The organism is endosymbiont of Riftia pachyptila (vent Ph05) (genome assembly GCF_000224455.1).
GTDB lineage: Bacteria > Pseudomonadota > Gammaproteobacteria > Chromatiales > Chromatiaceae > Endoriftia > Endoriftia persephonae.
Map to the genome: position 1 here is coordinate 15,947 of NZ_AFOC01000034.1, position 17,940 is coordinate 33,886.

Consider the following 17,940-nt stretch of genomic DNA (forward strand, 5'->3'; position numbering starts at 1 on the left):
TGTATGATATAAAGAGCGGTCAAGCGTAATGGGTATGGTGATCTATTCTCGTTAACCCAAGGTAATCACAAAAAGAACAATGCTCCGAATCTCATCTCATCCCATCTCCAATGCTGGCTTGATGAAGTCAGTTTATGGCGCGAACAAGAACATAGTTGTCTGTGAAAAATAAGTTAACCTCAGTCGTCGTTCTCGATATCAATTTCGCCGGCTATGGTATCCTGCGCTCGCTGGCCCCCTATGGTATCCCGTTGATTGGATTCTATCCTGATGCGTCGGTTCCGGAGGCCAAGACCAGGCTGTGCAGTCGGAAGTATCACTTCAAGGATGATGAAGAGCTGTTGGCGTTGCTGACCAGTCTGCCCGAGCTGCAGAGTGAACGGCCTGTGCTGATGCTGACAGCCGATGCCCATGTCACCTTCTACATAGAACATCGGGAGCTGCTGGATCCCCTCTATCTGATCGATATGCCGGATGCGGCGATGATCGATCTGCTGTTGGATAAAGAAAAGTTCTCGGCCTATGCGCTCGAGCACGAGATTCTGATTCCAAAGACGCTGGTGATCGACAAGACAACAGATCTGCAGCAGGTTGCCGCTAGCTACCGTTTTCCTGCGATCCTCAAGCCGAGTTCAAAGAGTTCCCTGTGGCGGGAGTCCGGCCTGGCGAAGGCATTTCATCTTGCCGATGCAGAAGAGTTCCTCTCAGTGTGCAGCATGGCTCTGTCGTATAGCGACAGCCTGATCGTGCAAGAGTGGATCGCCGGCAATGACAGCAACGTGCATTACTGTTTGGGCTATTTCGGCGAGACAGGGGATGACATTGTGCTGTTTACCGGTTATAAGCTGCGGCAGTGGCCCGTGGGTACTGGTAGTACCGCAACCACCGTGGTCGTCGATAACAAGTGGATCGAGGAAGAGACCAAAAAGATATTCAAGAAAGTAGGCTTCAAAGGCTTTGGTTCGGTAGAGTTCAAACGCCATGAGCTGGATGGACACTACTACGTAATGGAGCCGACAGCCGGTCGCCTGAATCAGCAGGAGTATGTGGCGACCTTGAATGGGGTGAATATACCGTTGGCGGCATACAACTATATAACCGGTATGGAGATCGTAGCGGAGCCGCCGAAAAAACTGCCGGTTATCTATATCGACGAAAGGGCAGAGATTGCCAGTACCTATGTCCATTTCAAAAGGAAACTACTGAGCTTCGCTGAGTGGCGGAAAAGCCTTCAAGGCAATCGAGCCTATCGTTACTGGACCCCTAAGGATCCTGTCGTCTTTTTCAGTTTTGTGCTCAAACATGTCGGGGATGTGCTGCGCAAGGTCGTCAGTTTTATCATCAGACGCTGATTAAATGTACTTCCCTGCATCTGCATACAGCAGGGGAGAGCCCGAACCTCTTCTACAAGTATCAACTGCTGATCCCCCTTATTGTGTCTGCATGGCTGCCTGAGATCCTCTCCCACTACCGGGGCGTTATCAGTAGCAAAAAAAATGGCCTCCTCGGAGGCCATATGGGCGTCATGGGCTGATCACCGATACCTACGTCACCCCCAGGCAAGATCAACAATGCGCGCCCCTATCTGGCGCGACTGGATCGGCAGTGTGAACGCTTCAAATTCAAACTCCTGGTGGTGGGGTTGGATGCCGGTTACAACACGACGGCGGTCTGTCACGGACTGGTGGAACGGGGCATTGGCGGGGTGGTGGGCAACAAGCGCCCGCACACTCCCAAAGGCTGGCTAAAACGGTGGGACTTCAGCTACGACGCCCGGCAGGATGTGTACCATTGCCCCGAGGGCCAGCGGCTGCGCTACAGCACCACCAACCGGACAGGTTATCGGGAAGACAAGTCTGCCCCCGCCTTTTGCAAGGACTGCCCCCTACTTGATCGATGTACCCGCAGCCAGAACACCCAGAAGGTGGTCATCCGCCATATGTGGGAAGAGGATCGAAAGAAAGTCAATCAGAAGCGGCTAACGGACTGGGGCCGGCGTGTGTCCGAGCGGCGTCGGGAGACGGTGGGGCGCAGTTTCGCCGATGCTAAGCCGCTGCATGGGCACCGCTATGCCCGTTTCCGGGGGCTGACCCAATATCTGCTGGCTGCAGCCTGTCAGAACATGAAAAAGATCGCGCTGCTGTTGGCCCGATTTATGGCGCCACTGCCCAGTCTCTTAACGTCCAGGCTGCGCTTAGCCTTCCGTTTGGGCTATTCGATTGCCTTGTGCCTGTGCTGCTGCTGAATCAGCCAGCCTGACTTCTGCGGCCCTCTCAAAAACAAACCCCGGTATTTTTGCCGGGGTTTGTCATCAATCTGACGGCCTCCGAGGAGGCCGTCTTGTCACTGCAAGATCAATGAAGGTTAGTAGAGATAGACCGCGCCTATATCCTCTATAGCAGATGCATCGACCCCTGGTGCTGGATTGATTCCGGTTGCTGCGCTGTCCTCCCAATACGCGCCGACTGCCAAGGTAGAGCCATCGCCGCTGATCGAGAGCCCATAGCCAAATTTATCGCTAGCGCCAGTGTTGGAGGCTTTGACATAGCTCTGACTACTCCAATTGCTGCCGCTGCGTCCGTAGACAAACACCGCGCCAGAATCTGTGCTGGTTGTGAAGTTCGGGTCGTTGACGCCCTTGCTTGACCTGTCCTCCCAGGGCATGCCTACCGCTAGCAGGGCGCCGTCGCTACTCAGGTCCAGCGCATAGCCAAACTTGTCTTGCTGCCGGCTGGCTGTGGAGGCCTTGATATAGGCCTGTTGGGTCCAGGCTCCACCGGTGAGCGGACGGGTAAAGGTATAGGCGGCACCGGCATTGCTGGCGGCTGGATTGGGAATCGAGTCGACGCCAATGGTGTCACTATCCTCACCTGTAGCTCCCACTGCCAGAGTGTGGTTGGTGCTGTCGCTGCCCAGGGCGACCGCTGAGCCAAAGAGGTGGTCACTGCCAGCATTTGCTGCCTTGACCATCGCATCCAGGCTCCAGGTGCCTGCGGCACGAGTATAGACAAACACTGCACCTGAGTTTCCGACCGCATTAATAGTGCCGGCGGCATCGGCGTCTTCATGGATGGCGCCCACTGCCAGGATGTTGCCATCATCACTCAGAGCGATCGAGGTGCCGAACAGATCTCCGCCGTATGTAGTGTTGCCTTTGGAGTGGTCCGATTTGATGTAGGCCTGCTGGCTCCAGGTGGTGGCGCTGCGGGTGAACACATAGGCGGCACCCGCGCTGTCTGCAGCATTGTCTGCCTCGCCGGCGTTTATTACATCGCTATCACTATCCTCCAGGGTGGCTCCCACCGCCAGGGTGTTGCCATCGGCGCTGAGTGCCACGGATGCTCCAAACGCATCACCGGCCTCGGTATTGGATGCCTTGATGTAGGCCTGCTCACTCCAGGTAGTGCCTGAACGGGTGAAGAGATAGACGGCACCGGCATCGACTGCCAACTCATCCGCAGCGCTGCTGTCGACACTGACACCAGTAGTCCCGCTGTCCTCTTTGATGGTGCCAACCGCCAGGGTGTTGCCATCGGCACTGAGTGCCAGGGAGGTTCCGAACTCGTCGCCCGCGCCGGTGTTGGATGCCTTGATATAGGCCTGCTGGCTCCAGCTGCCGGCGGAGAAGACGTAGACATAGACGGCACCGGCATCGGCGGCTGCCTCGTCCGGGGTGGAGTTAACACCAGTGGTGGCGCTGTCCTCCAGCGGGGCGCCAACGGCCATGGTGGAGCCATCCGCGCTGATCGCCACGCTCAGGCCGAAGTTGTCGCCAGGGCCTGCATTACCGGCCTTGAAATAGCCGATGCTGCTGATCGAGTCGATCACGCTGGTGGCCTGCTCGGCAGAGCCGCTGCAGGCGGTGTCGCCGGCGTTACAGGCCTCTACCATGTAGCGGGCATTGGCCCAATCCTGCAGATGGGTGGCAATGTCGATGGTATGGCTGGTGCCGGCGATCGCCTCTGCACCGGAGACCACGCTGAAGCCGGAGGCCCCATCCGGGTTGACCATCAGACGATAGTGATCAGCACCGGCCGAGGCGTCCCAGCTGAAGCTGATCTGCTTAAAGCTGAAGCTCATGCTCACATTGATTGGTGCATCCGGGGCGGGTGCTGTCACCTGAACCGTTCGGGTCAGTTGAGTCGCGGCATTGCCGCTGGCATCGGTGACATCGTAGGTCACGCTATAGCTGCCGATGGTGTTGGTATCGACTGTATCGCCGCCGATCACTAGGCTGCCGGAGAGATCCCCATCCACCGTGTCGCTGGCGGTTGCGCCCGGTTCACTATAGGTGTCGACATTGACGGTGAGTACCATCGGGTTAGCGCCGATGAGGGTGATCACCGGTATGGTGGTATCGACCACGTTGACGGTGCGGGTGGCCGTGGTGGTGTTACCAGCACTGTCGGTGACGTTGTAGGTCAAGGTGTAGCTGCCCACCACAGCGTTATTCACACTACCGGTGACCACCACATTGGCGGAGATGTCACCGTCCACATCATCGGTGGCGGTGCTGCCCGGATCGGTGAAGGGGGTGCCCCCCTCAAGGGTGAAGGGGTTGTCTCCGATCAATACCAGGGTAGGGGGCTGGTCAGCCACTACCACCGTGCGATCGAGGGTGGAGCTGTTGCCAGCCGCATCGGTGACGCTGTAGGTCAGGGTGTAGATGCCAGCGACCGCGGTGTTGACACTACCGCTGGCCGTGATGCTGCCTGAGAGATCCCCGTCCACGTTATCGATAGCGGTTGCCCCCGGGTCACTGTAGGTCGCACCCACTGAGACGGTCTGTGGGTTGTCACCGTTGAGGGTGATGACCGGCCCGGTGAGATCTTTGACCTCGACGGTACGTGTCACTGGCGTTGCTGCATTGCCTCCAGAGTCGGAGACGTTGTAGGTCAGAGTGTAGCTGCCCAGGGTGTTGGTATCGACGGTGCCACTGACTGTGACATTGGCTGAGATATCGCCGTCGATGGCGTCACTGGCAGAGGCACCAGGGTCGGTAAAGGTGCCGCCCAAGGCCACCCCCATCGGGTTGTCGCCACTCAGCGTGATCGTTGGTGCGGTCTGATCGGTGACGTTGACGGTGCGGGTCACCGCAGTGGCGGCGTTACCAGCACTGTCGGAGACGTTGTAGGTCAGAGTATAGCTGCCCACTGCCGCGGTATTGACGCTGCCGGTGGTGACGATGCTGGCGCTCAGGTCACCCTCGACGATGTCACTGGCGCTGGCGCCGGGATCAGTAAAGACTGAACCTGCAGCGACCGTCATCGGGTCGCTGCCGCTGAGGGTGATCACCGGCGCGCTCAGGTCGGCAACGGTGACCGTGCGGTTGACTGCGGTGGCTGCATTGCCAGCGGCGTCGGAGACATTGTAGGTCAGGGTGTAGTTGCCCAGTACGGCAGTGTTGACGCTGCCGCTGACACTGATGTTGGCGGAGATGTCGCCGTCGATGTTGTCGCTGGCGCTGGCGCCTGGGTCACTATAGCTGGAACCTGCGTCGACAGTCTGTGGGTTGTCGCCGGCGAGGACGATTACCGGTGCAGTCTGGTCGGTAACACTGACGGTGCGGCTCTGAGTGCTGGTGTTGCCGGCCGCATCCGTGACCTGGTAGGTCAGGGTGTAGTCGCCGAGGGTGTTGGTGTCGACCGTACCGCTGATGGTCACACTGCCCGAAACATCGCCATCGAAGTTGTCGTTGGCGCTGGCGCCTGGGTCGGTGAAGCTGGCGCCCACGGCTATCGTCATCGGGTTGTCGCCGCTCAGGGTGATTACCGGTGCGGTGGCGGCCGAGATGTTGACCGTGCGGGTCGAGGTGGCCGTGTTGCCGGCTGCATCGTTGACTGTGTAGGTGATGGTATATGTGCCGGCAGTGGTTCTGTCGACGCTGCCGCTGGTGGTGATGTTGCCGGTGATATCGCCGTCGACATTATCATTGGCGCTGGCGCCTGGGTCGCTATAGGCGGTAGTGCCAGCCTCCAGGGCGAGCGGATTGTCACCCGTGATGGTGATGACCGGGGCGGTGGTCTCGGTGACGTTGACGGTGCGAGTCTGGGTGGCGCTGTTGCCAGCCGCATCGGTAACCGTGTAGGTGAGGGTGTAGCTGCCGACGGTGGAGGTGTCGACCGTGCCGCTGACGCTGATACTGCCGGAGAGATCGCCATCGACATTATCAATGGCGGATGCGCCGGGGTCGCTGAAGGTATCACCCGCCCGGACTGAGAGCGGGTTGTCGCCGCTCAGTGTGATTACCGGTGCGGCTGCGGTATTGACCGTCACGCTGCGGGTGGCGCTGGCGTTGTTGCCGGCCGCATCGGAGACGCTGTAGGTCAGGCTGTAGACACCGACAACCGCCCGGTTGACCGAGCCGCTGACAGTGATGTTGGCGCTGATATTGCCGTCCACATTATCTGTGGCGATGGCGCCAGGATCGCTGAACGGGGTGGTGCCGGCCTCCAGCACCAGGGGACTGCCGCCATTCAGGGCGATCACGGGGGCGGTAGTATCGACAACGTTGACCGTGCGGGTGACTGTTGTTGCTGCATTGCCGGCGGCGTCGGAAACGTTATAGCTCAGGCTGTAGCTGCCGACCAGGCTGCTGTTGACGCTGCCGCTGACCGAAATGTTGGCGCTGATGTCGCCATCCCGGTCATCATTCGCAGTGGCGCCGGGATCACTGTAGCTGGTGCCGACCGAAACTGTCTGTGGACTGGCGCCGTTCAGGGTGATCACCGGCGGGATGCTATCGAGACCGACCACCAGGACGACGTTGACCGTGCGGGTGACTGCCGTGGCGGCATTGCCGGCGGCGTCAGCGACGTTGTAGGTGAGGGTGTAGGTTCCTACCGCACTGGTGTTGACGGTGCCGGAAACCACGATACTGGAAGAGATGTCGCCATCCAGTGAGTCAGTGGCGCTGGCCCCGGGGTCGCTGTAGCTGCTACCTAGATTGATCGTCTGGGTAGCGTCGCCGGTGAGGCTGATGACCGGTGCGGTAGTATCGGCCACCACCACGGTGCGGGTCACTGCAGCGGCGTTGTTGCCGGCAGCGTCAGCGACGTTATAGGTGAGGATGTAACTACCGGGGGTGGTGGTATCGACACTGCCGCTGAGCACGATGTTGGCGCTGATGTCGCCATCTTTGGCGTCATTGGCAGTGGCGCCCGAGTCAATGTAGTTGTTGCCTGCCTCCACCGTGAGCGGCGTGGCGCCGAGCAAGGTAATAGCAGGTGGATCGTTATCTGGGGCCGTTGCTGCGGTGTTGGTGGCAAGATCGTCGGTCAAGCTGAGGTCACAGCCTGACAGCAGAGTGCTGAGCAGCAGAGCCAAAGGATAGAGTGGCTTGGTGCGCTTTGTCATAAACATTGATACATCCCCCCATTTTTGTTGGCTTTTCTTGCCTCTACTAACAGGGGGGCTGAAGGATGTCGCTTATCCGTCTGATCTTAAAGACGGATTCCTTGCTCACAGAGTCCAGCTGAAACTGGATGCCTGCTCCCCTGTTGCCCGGGCAACAGCAAGAAACTAATGGCTCCATTCTCTTGCTTCCTATGGGGTGATCAATATCGTGGACGAGGACTGCTGGGGGGAGTGTGACTTCTGTCACGCAACATTTGGCACTGGTGTGTGTTTTGTGAGGAACCTCAATCCTTAAACATAAATAGATGATTTGAAAGGGGAATTAAGTTAAGACTTTACTTCGTCTGTGCACAAATGACGCACTCTTATCAGCACTGTATTCCACATTGAGTTGCTGCTATAGGGGAGGCTTTTAAGTATAATCCCCATAAAAACAAGAAGATAGCAGTGGCATCTCATCTGTCTTTGAGCTTATCCGCTAGCAGTTTTTTGCATCAATAGGATGCACGTAAATGGCCACTAACTTTTTTCGTCTGATCTCTCGGATGTAGACTTCTTCCCTGAATGCCCAATCTGTGAACCAGGTTCCTTAAAGCTATTTATCCCACTCCAGCTGTAGTTGCGCCGGCAAAAGAGTACGGCTTGGTGTTCGGCGGGTAAGTTTGGTATTCATTTCCCAATCTTGTCGCCCTGCAGGCATCGGACGGTCTACCGGTCGCTCCGCTTGCGGGAGAGTTCGACCTGAAGCGGGCGGTTGGTGTCGAGATGAATGTCTCTCTGCGGAAAGGCGATATTAATCCCGGCCTGGGTGAGTTTGTGGTTGATCGCCTTGTGCAGGGCGCTCATGGTGCAGACTCGGTTCTCCATCGAGCCCAGATAGGCACGCAGCATTAGTGTCAATGCGTTATCGCCAAAGCTTTCGAAGGTACAGAAAGGTTTGGGATCGTTTAATACATCCTCATTCTCTTGTGCGGCTTCGGTCATCAAGGCCATGGCACGATCCACATCGGAACCGTAAGCGACCCCGAGCGTGATGATAATTCGGTTGATCTTATCGCTGAGGGTCCAGTTGATCAGACGCCCGGTGATGAACTCCTTGTTGGGGACCAGGAACTCTTGCTTGTCGTAGTTGGTGATAGTGGTGGCACGGATGCGGATGCGCGAGACTACACCGGTGGTCTCGTCGATGGTCACTACATCGCCGACACGGATCGGTCGCTCAAACAGCAGGATGAGGCCGCTAATGAAATTGGCGACGATCTCTTGCAGGCCAAAACCGAGGCCGACACCCATTGCGGCCACCAGCCACTGGATGCTCGACCACTGCAGGCCGATGGTGCTGAAGGCAGAGAAGATGCCGATGCCGGCGATGGTGTACTGGGAGAGCGCGGTGATCGCATAGCGGGCACCCGGGTCGAGGGGCAGCCGCTGCAGCAGGGTGATCTCCAGCACGCCAGGCAGGTTCTTCGCCGCCATCACCGTGATCACCAGGATGATCAAGCCGATCACCAGATCCCCCAGGGTGACCGGTACTTCTTTACTGATGCCGTCGATCAAACGGCTGGCCTGAAACGGCAGCTCCACCGAGTCGAGAAAGTTGAGCGCCGGCAGCAGCTCGCTCCATATAATCAGTGTGCCGATCACTGCACCGAAGAGAAAACCTGCCCGCAGCAGCCGCTTTGCCTGCTCCCCCAGCTGATCGAAATCGACCTCCGGGATCTCCAGTGAGATCAGTGGGCTCTCCTCTTCCTCACCATTCCGCTCCCGCTGGCTGCGCAGTTCCTCACGGCGGCGCAGCGCATCCTCGAAGCGCAGCCGACGCTCGGCGATGTAGAGCGAGCGCAACAGCAACTCTTTGATGATGAACAGGCCGAGGAAGAACCAGAAGGTCATCTCCAGCCGCGCCGCCAGATGCACCGCGGTGTAATGGTAGCCGCTGGCGGAGAGCAGCAGCAATGCCAGTGGCAGCAGCAGGAAGAGCGGAAACCAGAGGAAGTGGAGCTGTGCTAGCAGGCTCTTATTGTTGTTCAGATTGCTGATGAGCGGGCTGTTGCGGCTCAGGCTGTGAAAGACAAAAGCGAAAGCACTCAGCATCAGCAGCAGGAAGGCAATCTGGCTTAGCTCCTGGGCCGGTTGTGAGGGATTGGTTCGGACACTCAGCTCAACCAGAAAGATCAGCGGCAGGATGAGCGGCACAAGCCAGCGGAGCTCGCTGACCAGTGTGCTGCGCACGCTCGGGTTCCATCGCAGATGCCGGTCACCCAGGCCATCGGTGAGGCAGATCTGTCTGAGCAGGCTCAGCCCGCCCAAGGTCAGGCCTGCCTGGATCATTCCATTTGCCAGCGACAGGGTGAAGGGCGAGGCGGTAGTGAGGTGGGAGAGGAGCCAGCCGCCACCGACCATCAGCAATGTCGGTCCGCCAACGATCAGCAGGGTCAGAGCAATGGCTTGCAGTGTAAGGTGGAAGGCGTCAGTGCGGATCTTGCGGGTCTTGGCGGCCAGCAGTGGCAGTTGCCGCTGCGCGCTGCGCCGGTAGATCAGCAACAGCAGGCTACTGCCCAGCAACAGCAGCAGCCTGCCCGGTTGTTGTTGCCAGAGTTCTTGCAGATCCCGGCTCAGTTCGAGCCAGTGGCTTGGGGTGAGCGGCCAGAGCAGCGCATGAGCGAGTCTCTCCACCTCGAATAGATTGCCGAGTCGGGTGCTGGGGATCCACAGCAGCTGATCGTCGATATAATCGACAAATGCCCGGGCGACATCGACCTGCTGCCGCTCCGCTAGGTCGAGGGTGGTGAGCTGGCCGATGTAGCGGCCATATATGGTCTGCAGTCTGTTCAGCGCGTCACGCCGATTCTGGGTCAGGGTGTAGAGTTGTTTGCGGAAGCGTTTCTGCTGGGCGGGAGAGAGATCCTGCTGCACTCCCTGCAGCATTAGCGTCACCAGCCCTTCAACGTCGCTGCGCTCTCTCAGCAGTTCGTCGATCTCGATCTGGCGGTCGGTGGCGCGATTGATCTCCTCGCTGCGACTGGCAGAGGTACGGCGATAACTCTGGAATGAAGGCAGGGCATCCTGGCGACGGCGCAGCATCTTGCCGATCGCCTTGCTTGAGCCGACCACATCGACCCGCTGGCGGGTCCGCTCATAATCATTCCTGATCTCGTCTAGGCTGCGCTGCGTCCGTTCGAGTTGCTCCGAGACCGATTTCTCCTTCTGGATCAGCGCCTCCAGCTCCTGATGATAGCGCGCATTCTCCTGGGCTATGGTCTGGATTTCAGGTGGCAGTTCGGCGCTCTTCTCGCGCAGCGCCTCGGCCTCCTGGAGCGCCTCGCGGGCGCTGTTTTCGCGCAGTTCATAGGCGCTCTGTTTGAGGCGATCAAGTCTGTCCTGACGCAGCGCGACGGTGGCCAGCAGCAGATCTCTCTGCACCTGGGCGAGGTTGGTGAGCAGATTCAGGTTGCCGAGCTGCAGCTGTAGTGAGCTGACTTCGGTCTGGCGAATCTGCTTGCGTGCATTCAGTGCGGCAATCCGTGCCTCGGTCAGTGCGGCGGGTTCATCACTGGCCGGCCCCCTGAGATCCTCCTCGATCTCGGCAATCGAGTTGTTGCTGGTGACTATCTCTTCACTGATCCCCTTGGCGCCAACCAGCAGGCGCGCCAGCTCCTCCTCCTGTTGCCTCAGCTCTTCGCGCTTCTGGTTGAGAGTCTGCTGCTCCTGACTGATCGCAAAGTCGAGTTGCTCCAGAGTGGCACGGCGGGTGATGGAGCGGACCGAGGGGGTGTTCTGCAGCGGATGCGACAGCTGCGCCCGGGTCTTTTTGATCAGTTTTGGGGCCTGCTGAACCCGTTGTTCCAGCTGTTTGAGATCGGCCTTGGCCCGGGCCCCCTCCTGAAGCCATTTTACAGTCTGACTGTAGAACTCCTGGATCCGTTGTTTGATTCCTTCTGACAGGCTGGGGTCAGACTCAGCGGCCTGGCGGGCGGACTCAAGCCGTTCTGGCAGAGTAAAACCGTTCTGCTCGAGGCTTGCGGCCCAGAGCGGCGCTATGGCGCTCCCCGTGAGCAGGAACAGGCCTATCAGGTTGAATAGAAGGTGTCTCGTCTGGCGCATCTTCAGGCGATTATTAGGGTCGTGTTGATGGCATCAATGTGGGGGAGGCCCCCAGCCAGTGGTCTTCGCTGAGCATTGTCAAGAATAGCTGCGAGCCGGGGAAAGTTTTCTGTTGAGCGGATCGATCATAACCCAGATCGTCCGGCCATGGTTGAGGCAGCGACGATTCTGTGATTCGAAGCCAGGGGGCTCAGTACCCTCTGCGGGGTCTGGCCAGGTGAACGTTTCAATTGGTGTGGAGGATTAGGGAGCCTCTGATTATTCGGCGGAGGAGATGAAGCATGGGCATTCCTCATCAATCAACACCGTTACCTGTATCTATTGGATCAGCCGAATAAATTCTGGCCAGTCAACGGCTGGAGGATGGTAGTAGCCAGAGACAATGGGGGAAAGAAGATAGGAAGTAAATGTCTATGTTTCGAGAGGTTAATAATTATGCCTGAATTTTATTAAATGTCTTCTGATTTTATCTTCTTACCTCTGCTTTGCGTGAACTGAGTCACGAGCCGAAATTCTTTACAGTTGCAGGTCTTGATCATCATCAAGAAAGAAAGAGAATTAATTTCACGAAAAGAACATCAGCTTCGATCGAAACTGAAAACAAGGAAGAATAAATGGCGTTGCGAATCCTGTGTAGGCAAAAAACAAAAGGAATAGTTTCCCTAATTTTATTGCTACTTGTTTCCTTTGACCTCCATGCCACCACCATGGCGGCGATGACCGGCCCTTTGGGACCTGGACTGACCTATACCGACAGTTCCACGCCGGTCATCGTCAAGGCCGCCCAGGGGCAGCAGCCCAATACCATGATCTACATGCCACCGGGCAGCATTGCCCGTGGCAGCAAGTTCGGGAAGTTTGCCTACGAACACGGCTTCATTTGTGTCGGTCCTCCGGTTGACGGGCCGAGGCAGTTCCACTCCTGCCTGAACGATGCTGGCCTCACCTGGAACACCCAAAATGCCGGTGGCACTGGCGGCCCGGACGACCGTGAGGTGCGTGAGCACGCCGTTGCTCTGGGTTCCGACTTCGAGGAAATGGCGGAGCTGATCGCGCCGGAAGCGATCCCCAACACGGTGTTGGTAACCGGACCTTCTCGCAACGGCGGGATGCGCACTGCCTACATCCGCAGCAACGGTATCAATGAGTTGGGTCCGGATGACCCCTTCTACCTGGTGGGTTTTAAGGAGATCGGCTTCTGGAGCGAGGCCCGCAATATGGACAACTGGAGTCGAGGTGATCCGAATCTGTTCGAGATCCGCGACCTCGCCTACATCTGGCACATGCACAATCCGACCTCGATCTGGGGCAGTATGACGGTGCCTAACTACCGGCTGATCTGGATCACTGTCGGCCCGAGTAACTACGGGCCGTTCATCCCGTTCAGCATTGATGATCCCTACATCCATGAAGCCTTTCAGGATGGCAGCTACGAAAAATCGATCATCAGCAACCCCTACAGCCATGCCGAAATCGCGGCCATCGAAGACGCGATCATGGCCGCCGACGGCAATGTCAAAGGTGACATCCGGGAGATCCAGCGGCGCATCGTGGAGCGGCTGGAGATCACCCCATCCGGTGTTGGTGTTACCACCAACAGTTTGCCCGATGGGGATACCAGTCAGCCCTACAGCACCACACTCACCGCCTATGGTCAGGCGGTCCCTTTTACCTGGCGTCTACTCTCCGGCACCCTGCCGAATGGCCTGACACTCTCAGCATCTGGCGTGATCAGTGGCACCCCGACCGGTAATGATTCGCAAAGCTTTACTGTTGAAGTCAGCGATGCGGATGGCAACAAGGCCACCAAAAGTCTGACTATCAGCGTCATCGATAGTGCCTCGATCCTCTTCGATGCTGATTTCGACAGCAATGAGGATGGTTTCAGCTATCTCGATGATGGGTTCCGTGGCACCAGCCAAGCCAGATATGCGAGCGGATCACGCCAGCCCTCAGCAGGGTTTGCCGGCAGTGGTGCGCTGGAAGTCAAACTCGGTGGCATCGATGCAGACGACATCTTTGGCATGTCGGGTGGCTGGCAGCGCAGTTTTACCCTGAGCGCACCTACCGAAGTTGAACTGAACTTCAGATACCGTCTTGATCACGCTGCCTTTTATGAGAGTGATGAACTGAGCCAGGTGCTGTTCAGCCTCGACAACGTACTGTTTGGAGTCAGCCCCAACGACTATGTCGCTGAGATCGTCGGCGATGGCAATGGTGGCTCGATCCAGACCACCAACTGGCAGACCTTCCAGATCAACCTCGGCACCCTGGCCGCGGGCGAACACACCCTGATGATAGGTGCTTATAACAACAAAAAGACTGCCGCCAATGAGACTACCAGCGTCTATGTGGATGACCTACTGCTGCGTGTGGTCGGCGAGATCAATCAGGTTCCCAGTGCCGTGGCGGTGGCTGATACCCAGCTTGGCGCAGCGCCACTGACAGTCAGTTTCACTGGCAGCAACTCATCCGACTCCGATGGCAGCATCGCCTCCTACGCCTGGGACTTCGGGGATGGCAACAACTCAGGTTCGGCAGATCCAAGCCATACCTACACATCACAGGGTGTCTACACAGCTACCCTGACGGTGACCGACGATGGCGGTGCCAGCAGTAGTGCCAGTCTCACCATCACTGTCACCGAGACCCCCGACACAGAGGCCCCAAGTGTGCCCGAAGGGCTGATTGTCAGCGCCGAAGGCACTGACAAGATCAACCTCAGCTGGCAGCCTGCCAGCGATAATGTGGCGGTGACCGGTTATCGCATCTTTCGCGATGGGAATGAGCTTGCCACCACCAGCGAGACGAGTTATCAGGATAGTGGCCTGAGCGCGTCGACCAGTTACGAATACCGGGTCAGTGCATTTGATAACTGGGAGAATGAGAGTGACCCTAGCGATAGCGACTCAGCCACCACCGGCGCCGCGCCGGTGATGACCAGCCTGACCCTGGACCCTAGCTTTCTCCGACTGGAGATCGGCGGCACTCGCCAGTTCGATGCGGTTGGATTGGATCAGTATGGCAACCCCATCACCGCCAGCCAGGTCTGGTCGGTGGATGGCGGCGGAAGCCTCACCGACGGTGGCTACTTCCGGGCTGATACGGTTGGCGGCCCCTATACTGTGACGGTCGAGACTGGTGGTCTGACGGCCACCGCTACAGTTGTCGTCGCCCCCACATCGACTCTGATCGAGACCTACTTCAGCAGCGATACCGAAGGCTTCAGCTATCGTGATGATAGCTTCCGGGGCACCAGTGCACCGGGCTATGCTGACGGCTTCTGGCAGTCAGAGGGTGGCCATGCGGGAGGGGCCCTGGAGGTGCTGCTGGGCGGCATCGATGGCAAGGATATCCCCGGTATGTCGGGCGGATGGGAGCGTGAGTTCAACCTCAGCGGCCCCACCGAGCTGATCTTGTCGTTCCGCTACCTGGTCAGCCAAGCGCCGCACTATGAGTCCCATGAATACAGCGAGCTGTTGCTCAGCCTCGACGGTGAACTGGTAGGTGAGAACGCCGGTATTCGTGTGTACGGCAACGGCAATGGTGGTCCCGATGAGACCACCGGCTGGCAGAGTCTCGAGATCAACCTCGGCACTTTGGGCATCGGCAGTCATACACTAACCATCGGTGGCTACAATAATCTAAAAACCGCTACCAACGAGAGCACCCGGATCCTGATCGACGATCTGTTGATGCGTGCCTCGGGCGTGCTCAATATCGCCCCTAATGCAGTTGCAACGGTGGATCAGAACAGCGGTGTGGTGCCGTTTAGCGCCAACTTCACCGGCAGCAACTCCAGCGACCCCGATGGCGTGATCGCCGCCTGGAGCTGGGATTTCGGTGACGGCAGCAGCTCCAGCGAGGCCGACCCAAGCCACAGCTACACCGCCGCCGGCAGCTACACCGCAACCCTGACCGTCACCGATGATGTGGGTGCGACCGATTCGGCGAGTGTCGTGATCACGGTAGTGGATCTGCCCGACACCAACGCGCCCTCTATACCACAGAGCCTACTGGCGAACGCCACTGGCGCCACGACTATCGATCTCAGCTGGCAGGCTGCGAGCGACAATGTCGCAGTGACTGGTTACCGTATCTTCCGCGACGGTAGTGAGATTGCTACCACCACGGCGACCAGTTTCCAGGATAGCAGTCTGGATGCTTCCACCAGCTACTCCTACGCGGTCAGTGCCTATGACGCGGCTGGCAACGAGAGTAGTCGCAGCAGCGCAGACTCTGCCACCACCCTGGATGCAGCGGTGCTGAGCAGCCTCAACTTGACTCCATCTGCGGCCCAGGTCGAGGTCGGTGGTAGCCAGCAGTTCACCGCCACTGGCGAGGATCAGTACGGCAATCCGATCTTGGTTGCACCGGTCTGGTCGGTGAGCGGGGGAGGGAGCATCAGCCAGAGCGGCCTGTTCAGTGCTACTAGTGTCGGTGGTCCGTTTACCATCACCGCCGTGAATGGCGCACTCTCTGCCACCGCCTCGGTCAGTGTGGCACTGCCATCTAACATCATCGATACCCACTTTGATGGTGATGCCAGCGGCTTCACCTATCTGGATGATGCCTTCCGCGGCACCACCCAGCCTGGCTATGCCGATGGCAGCTGGAGCGCCGATCAGGGCTTCTCCGGGGGTGCGCTCCAGGTCATCCTGGGTGGGATAGATAGCAGGGACATCGTCGGCATGTCCGGTGGTTGGCAGCGCAACTTCAGCCTGGGGGTGCCCACTGAACTGGTGCTCTCCTTCCGCTATCAGCTGAGCCAGAGTCCACACTACGAATCGAACGAACAGAGCCAGATGCTGCTCAGCATCGACGGTGTGCTGGTCGGCCTGTCAAGCGACGACTTCATCGCCCAGATCGCCGGCAACGGCAATGGCGGTCCCGATGAGACTACCGGCTGGCAGAGCGTCGAGATCAACCTCGGCAGCCTGCCCACGGGTGAGCACAGCCTGATAATTGGTGGCCACAATAATCTAAAAACCTCTGCCAATGAGAGCACCCGGATTCTGATTGACGATCTGCAGCTGCGCTCCGCCGGCGTGATAAACCTGGCGCCCAACGCTGTGGCCAGGGTCCTCGAAAGCACTGGTGTGGTGCCGTTCACCGCGGTCTTTGATGCCAGCGGCTCAAACGATCCGAATGGCAGCATCGTCGATTACAGTTGGGATTTTGGGGACGGCAACAGCGCTACTGGCGCCACGCCCAGCCATATCTACACCTCGGCAGGAACCTACACGGTTACCCTGACGGTGACCGACGATGGCGGGGCGACCGCCAGTGACAGTCTCACTATTGAGGTCAATGAGACGCTGGATGAGGAGGCGCCCAGTGTACCGCAGAGCCTGAGCGCAACCTCGGTCGATTCAACCAGCATCAACCTTGTTTGGCAGTCATCGACGGATAACGTCGCGGTGACCGGCTATCGCATCTTCCGTGATGGGACGGAGATCGCCACCAGCGAATCTCCAAGCTTCCAGGACAACAGCCTTTCTTCAGCCACCGCCTACAGCTACCAGGTCAGCGCCTTTGATGCCTGGGGCAACGAGAGCGAGCGCAGCGATGCGACATCGGCCACCACCGGTGAGGCGCCGCTACTGACATCCATGTCAGTCAACCCAACGGGGGTGACGATTGGTGTTGGCAATTCGCTGCAGTTCACTATCGACAGCCAGGATCAGTTCGGCAACCCAATCGAAGTCACCCCGGTCTGGAGCATCAACGCCGGTGGCAGCATCTCCGAGACCGGCCTGTTTACCGCGGTCAGCGTGGGCGGACCCTTTACGGTGCGGGCTGAGGCGGATGGGATCGTCGCCACTGCAACGGTCAGCGTGAACCAGTCACTGCCGCTGTTCCAGGAGGGCTTCGACAGCGGCGCCAACGGTTTTGTCTACCTGGATGATGCCTTCCGCGGCACCACTCAGCCCGACTACGCAGATGGTCGCTGGCAGGCCAATGGCGGCTTCTCTGGCGCTGGGCTGGAGGTGATCCTGGGTGGCATCGATACCATCGACACCTTCGGCCAGTCAGGTGGCTGGCAGCACAATTTTAACTTGGCTGAACCGGCCGAGGTCAGCCTGTCATTCCGCTATAACCTGAGTCAGTCACCTCACTATGAGGCGAATGAGCAGAGCCAGATGCTGGTCAGCCTGGATGGGGTGCTGTTTGGCTTGGATCCCAACGACTACATCGCGCAACTTGCAGGTAACGGCAACGGTGGCCTGGACGAGACGACTGGTTGGCAACTGTTTGAGGTCAACTTTGGGACTCTCCCGGCAGGTGATCACTCGATAGTTATCGGTGGTTTCAATAACCAGAAAACTGCGGCCAATGAGATCACCACGGCACAGATCGATGATGTGGAACTGATGGCGACAGGCTCACCCGTACCTTCAGACACCACCCCGCCAGTGATCACCCTGCTGGGCGCCAATCCGATCAGCATCGAAGCGGGTAGCGCCTTCACCGATCCCG

General features: G+C 58.4%; 4 protein-coding genes and 1 pseudogene. 3 read left to right on the top strand and 2 right to left on the bottom strand.

Annotated features, from left to right (window positions below; all coding sequences use genetic code 11):
• The first annotated feature begins 161 nt into the window (after positions 1–161).
• Both RIFP1SYM_RS07050 and RIFP1SYM_RS07055 read left to right on the top strand, forming a co-directional pair.
• Positions 162–1,352, top strand: coding sequence for a carboxylate--amine ligase (locus tag RIFP1SYM_RS07050; RefSeq protein ID WP_006475558.1), 1,191 nt, complete (start codon positions 162–164; stop codon positions 1,350–1,352).
• A gap of 431 nt (positions 1,353–1,783) precedes the next feature.
• Positions 1,784–2,152: pseudogene (locus tag RIFP1SYM_RS07055) on the top strand (transposase); the annotation flags it as partial.
• 212 nt (positions 2,153–2,364) lie between these two features.
• Here RIFP1SYM_RS07055 and RIFP1SYM_RS07060 read toward each other — a convergent pair.
• Positions 2,365–7,362, bottom strand: coding sequence for a beta strand repeat-containing protein (locus RIFP1SYM_RS07060; protein ID WP_005961057.1), 4,998 nt, complete (start codon positions 7,360–7,362; stop codon positions 2,365–2,367).
• Between the two features lie 702 nt (positions 7,363–8,064).
• Positions 8,065–11,460, bottom strand: a complete 3,396-nt coding sequence (locus RIFP1SYM_RS07065; RefSeq protein WP_005961058.1) for a mechanosensitive ion channel domain-containing protein — start codon at positions 11,458–11,460, stop codon at positions 8,065–8,067.
• Between the two features lie 716 nt (positions 11,461–12,176).
• On the opposite strand from RIFP1SYM_RS07065, the gene RIFP1SYM_RS07070 reads away from it, so the two are divergent.
• The coding region (locus RIFP1SYM_RS07070) for a PKD domain-containing protein (protein WP_240992048.1) at positions 12,177–17,940 on the top strand (5,764 nt) is incomplete at its 3' end.

Bases quoted from the DNA above. Each gene is read 5' to 3' on its own strand.
- RIFP1SYM_RS07065 (WP_005961058.1), bottom strand. From the start codon at position 11,460: ATGCGCCAGACGAGACACCTTCTATTCAACCTGATAGGCCTGTTCCTG.
- RIFP1SYM_RS07060 (WP_005961057.1), bottom strand. From the start codon at position 7,362: ATGTTTATGACAAAGCGCACCAAGCCACTCTATCCTTTGGCTCTGCTG.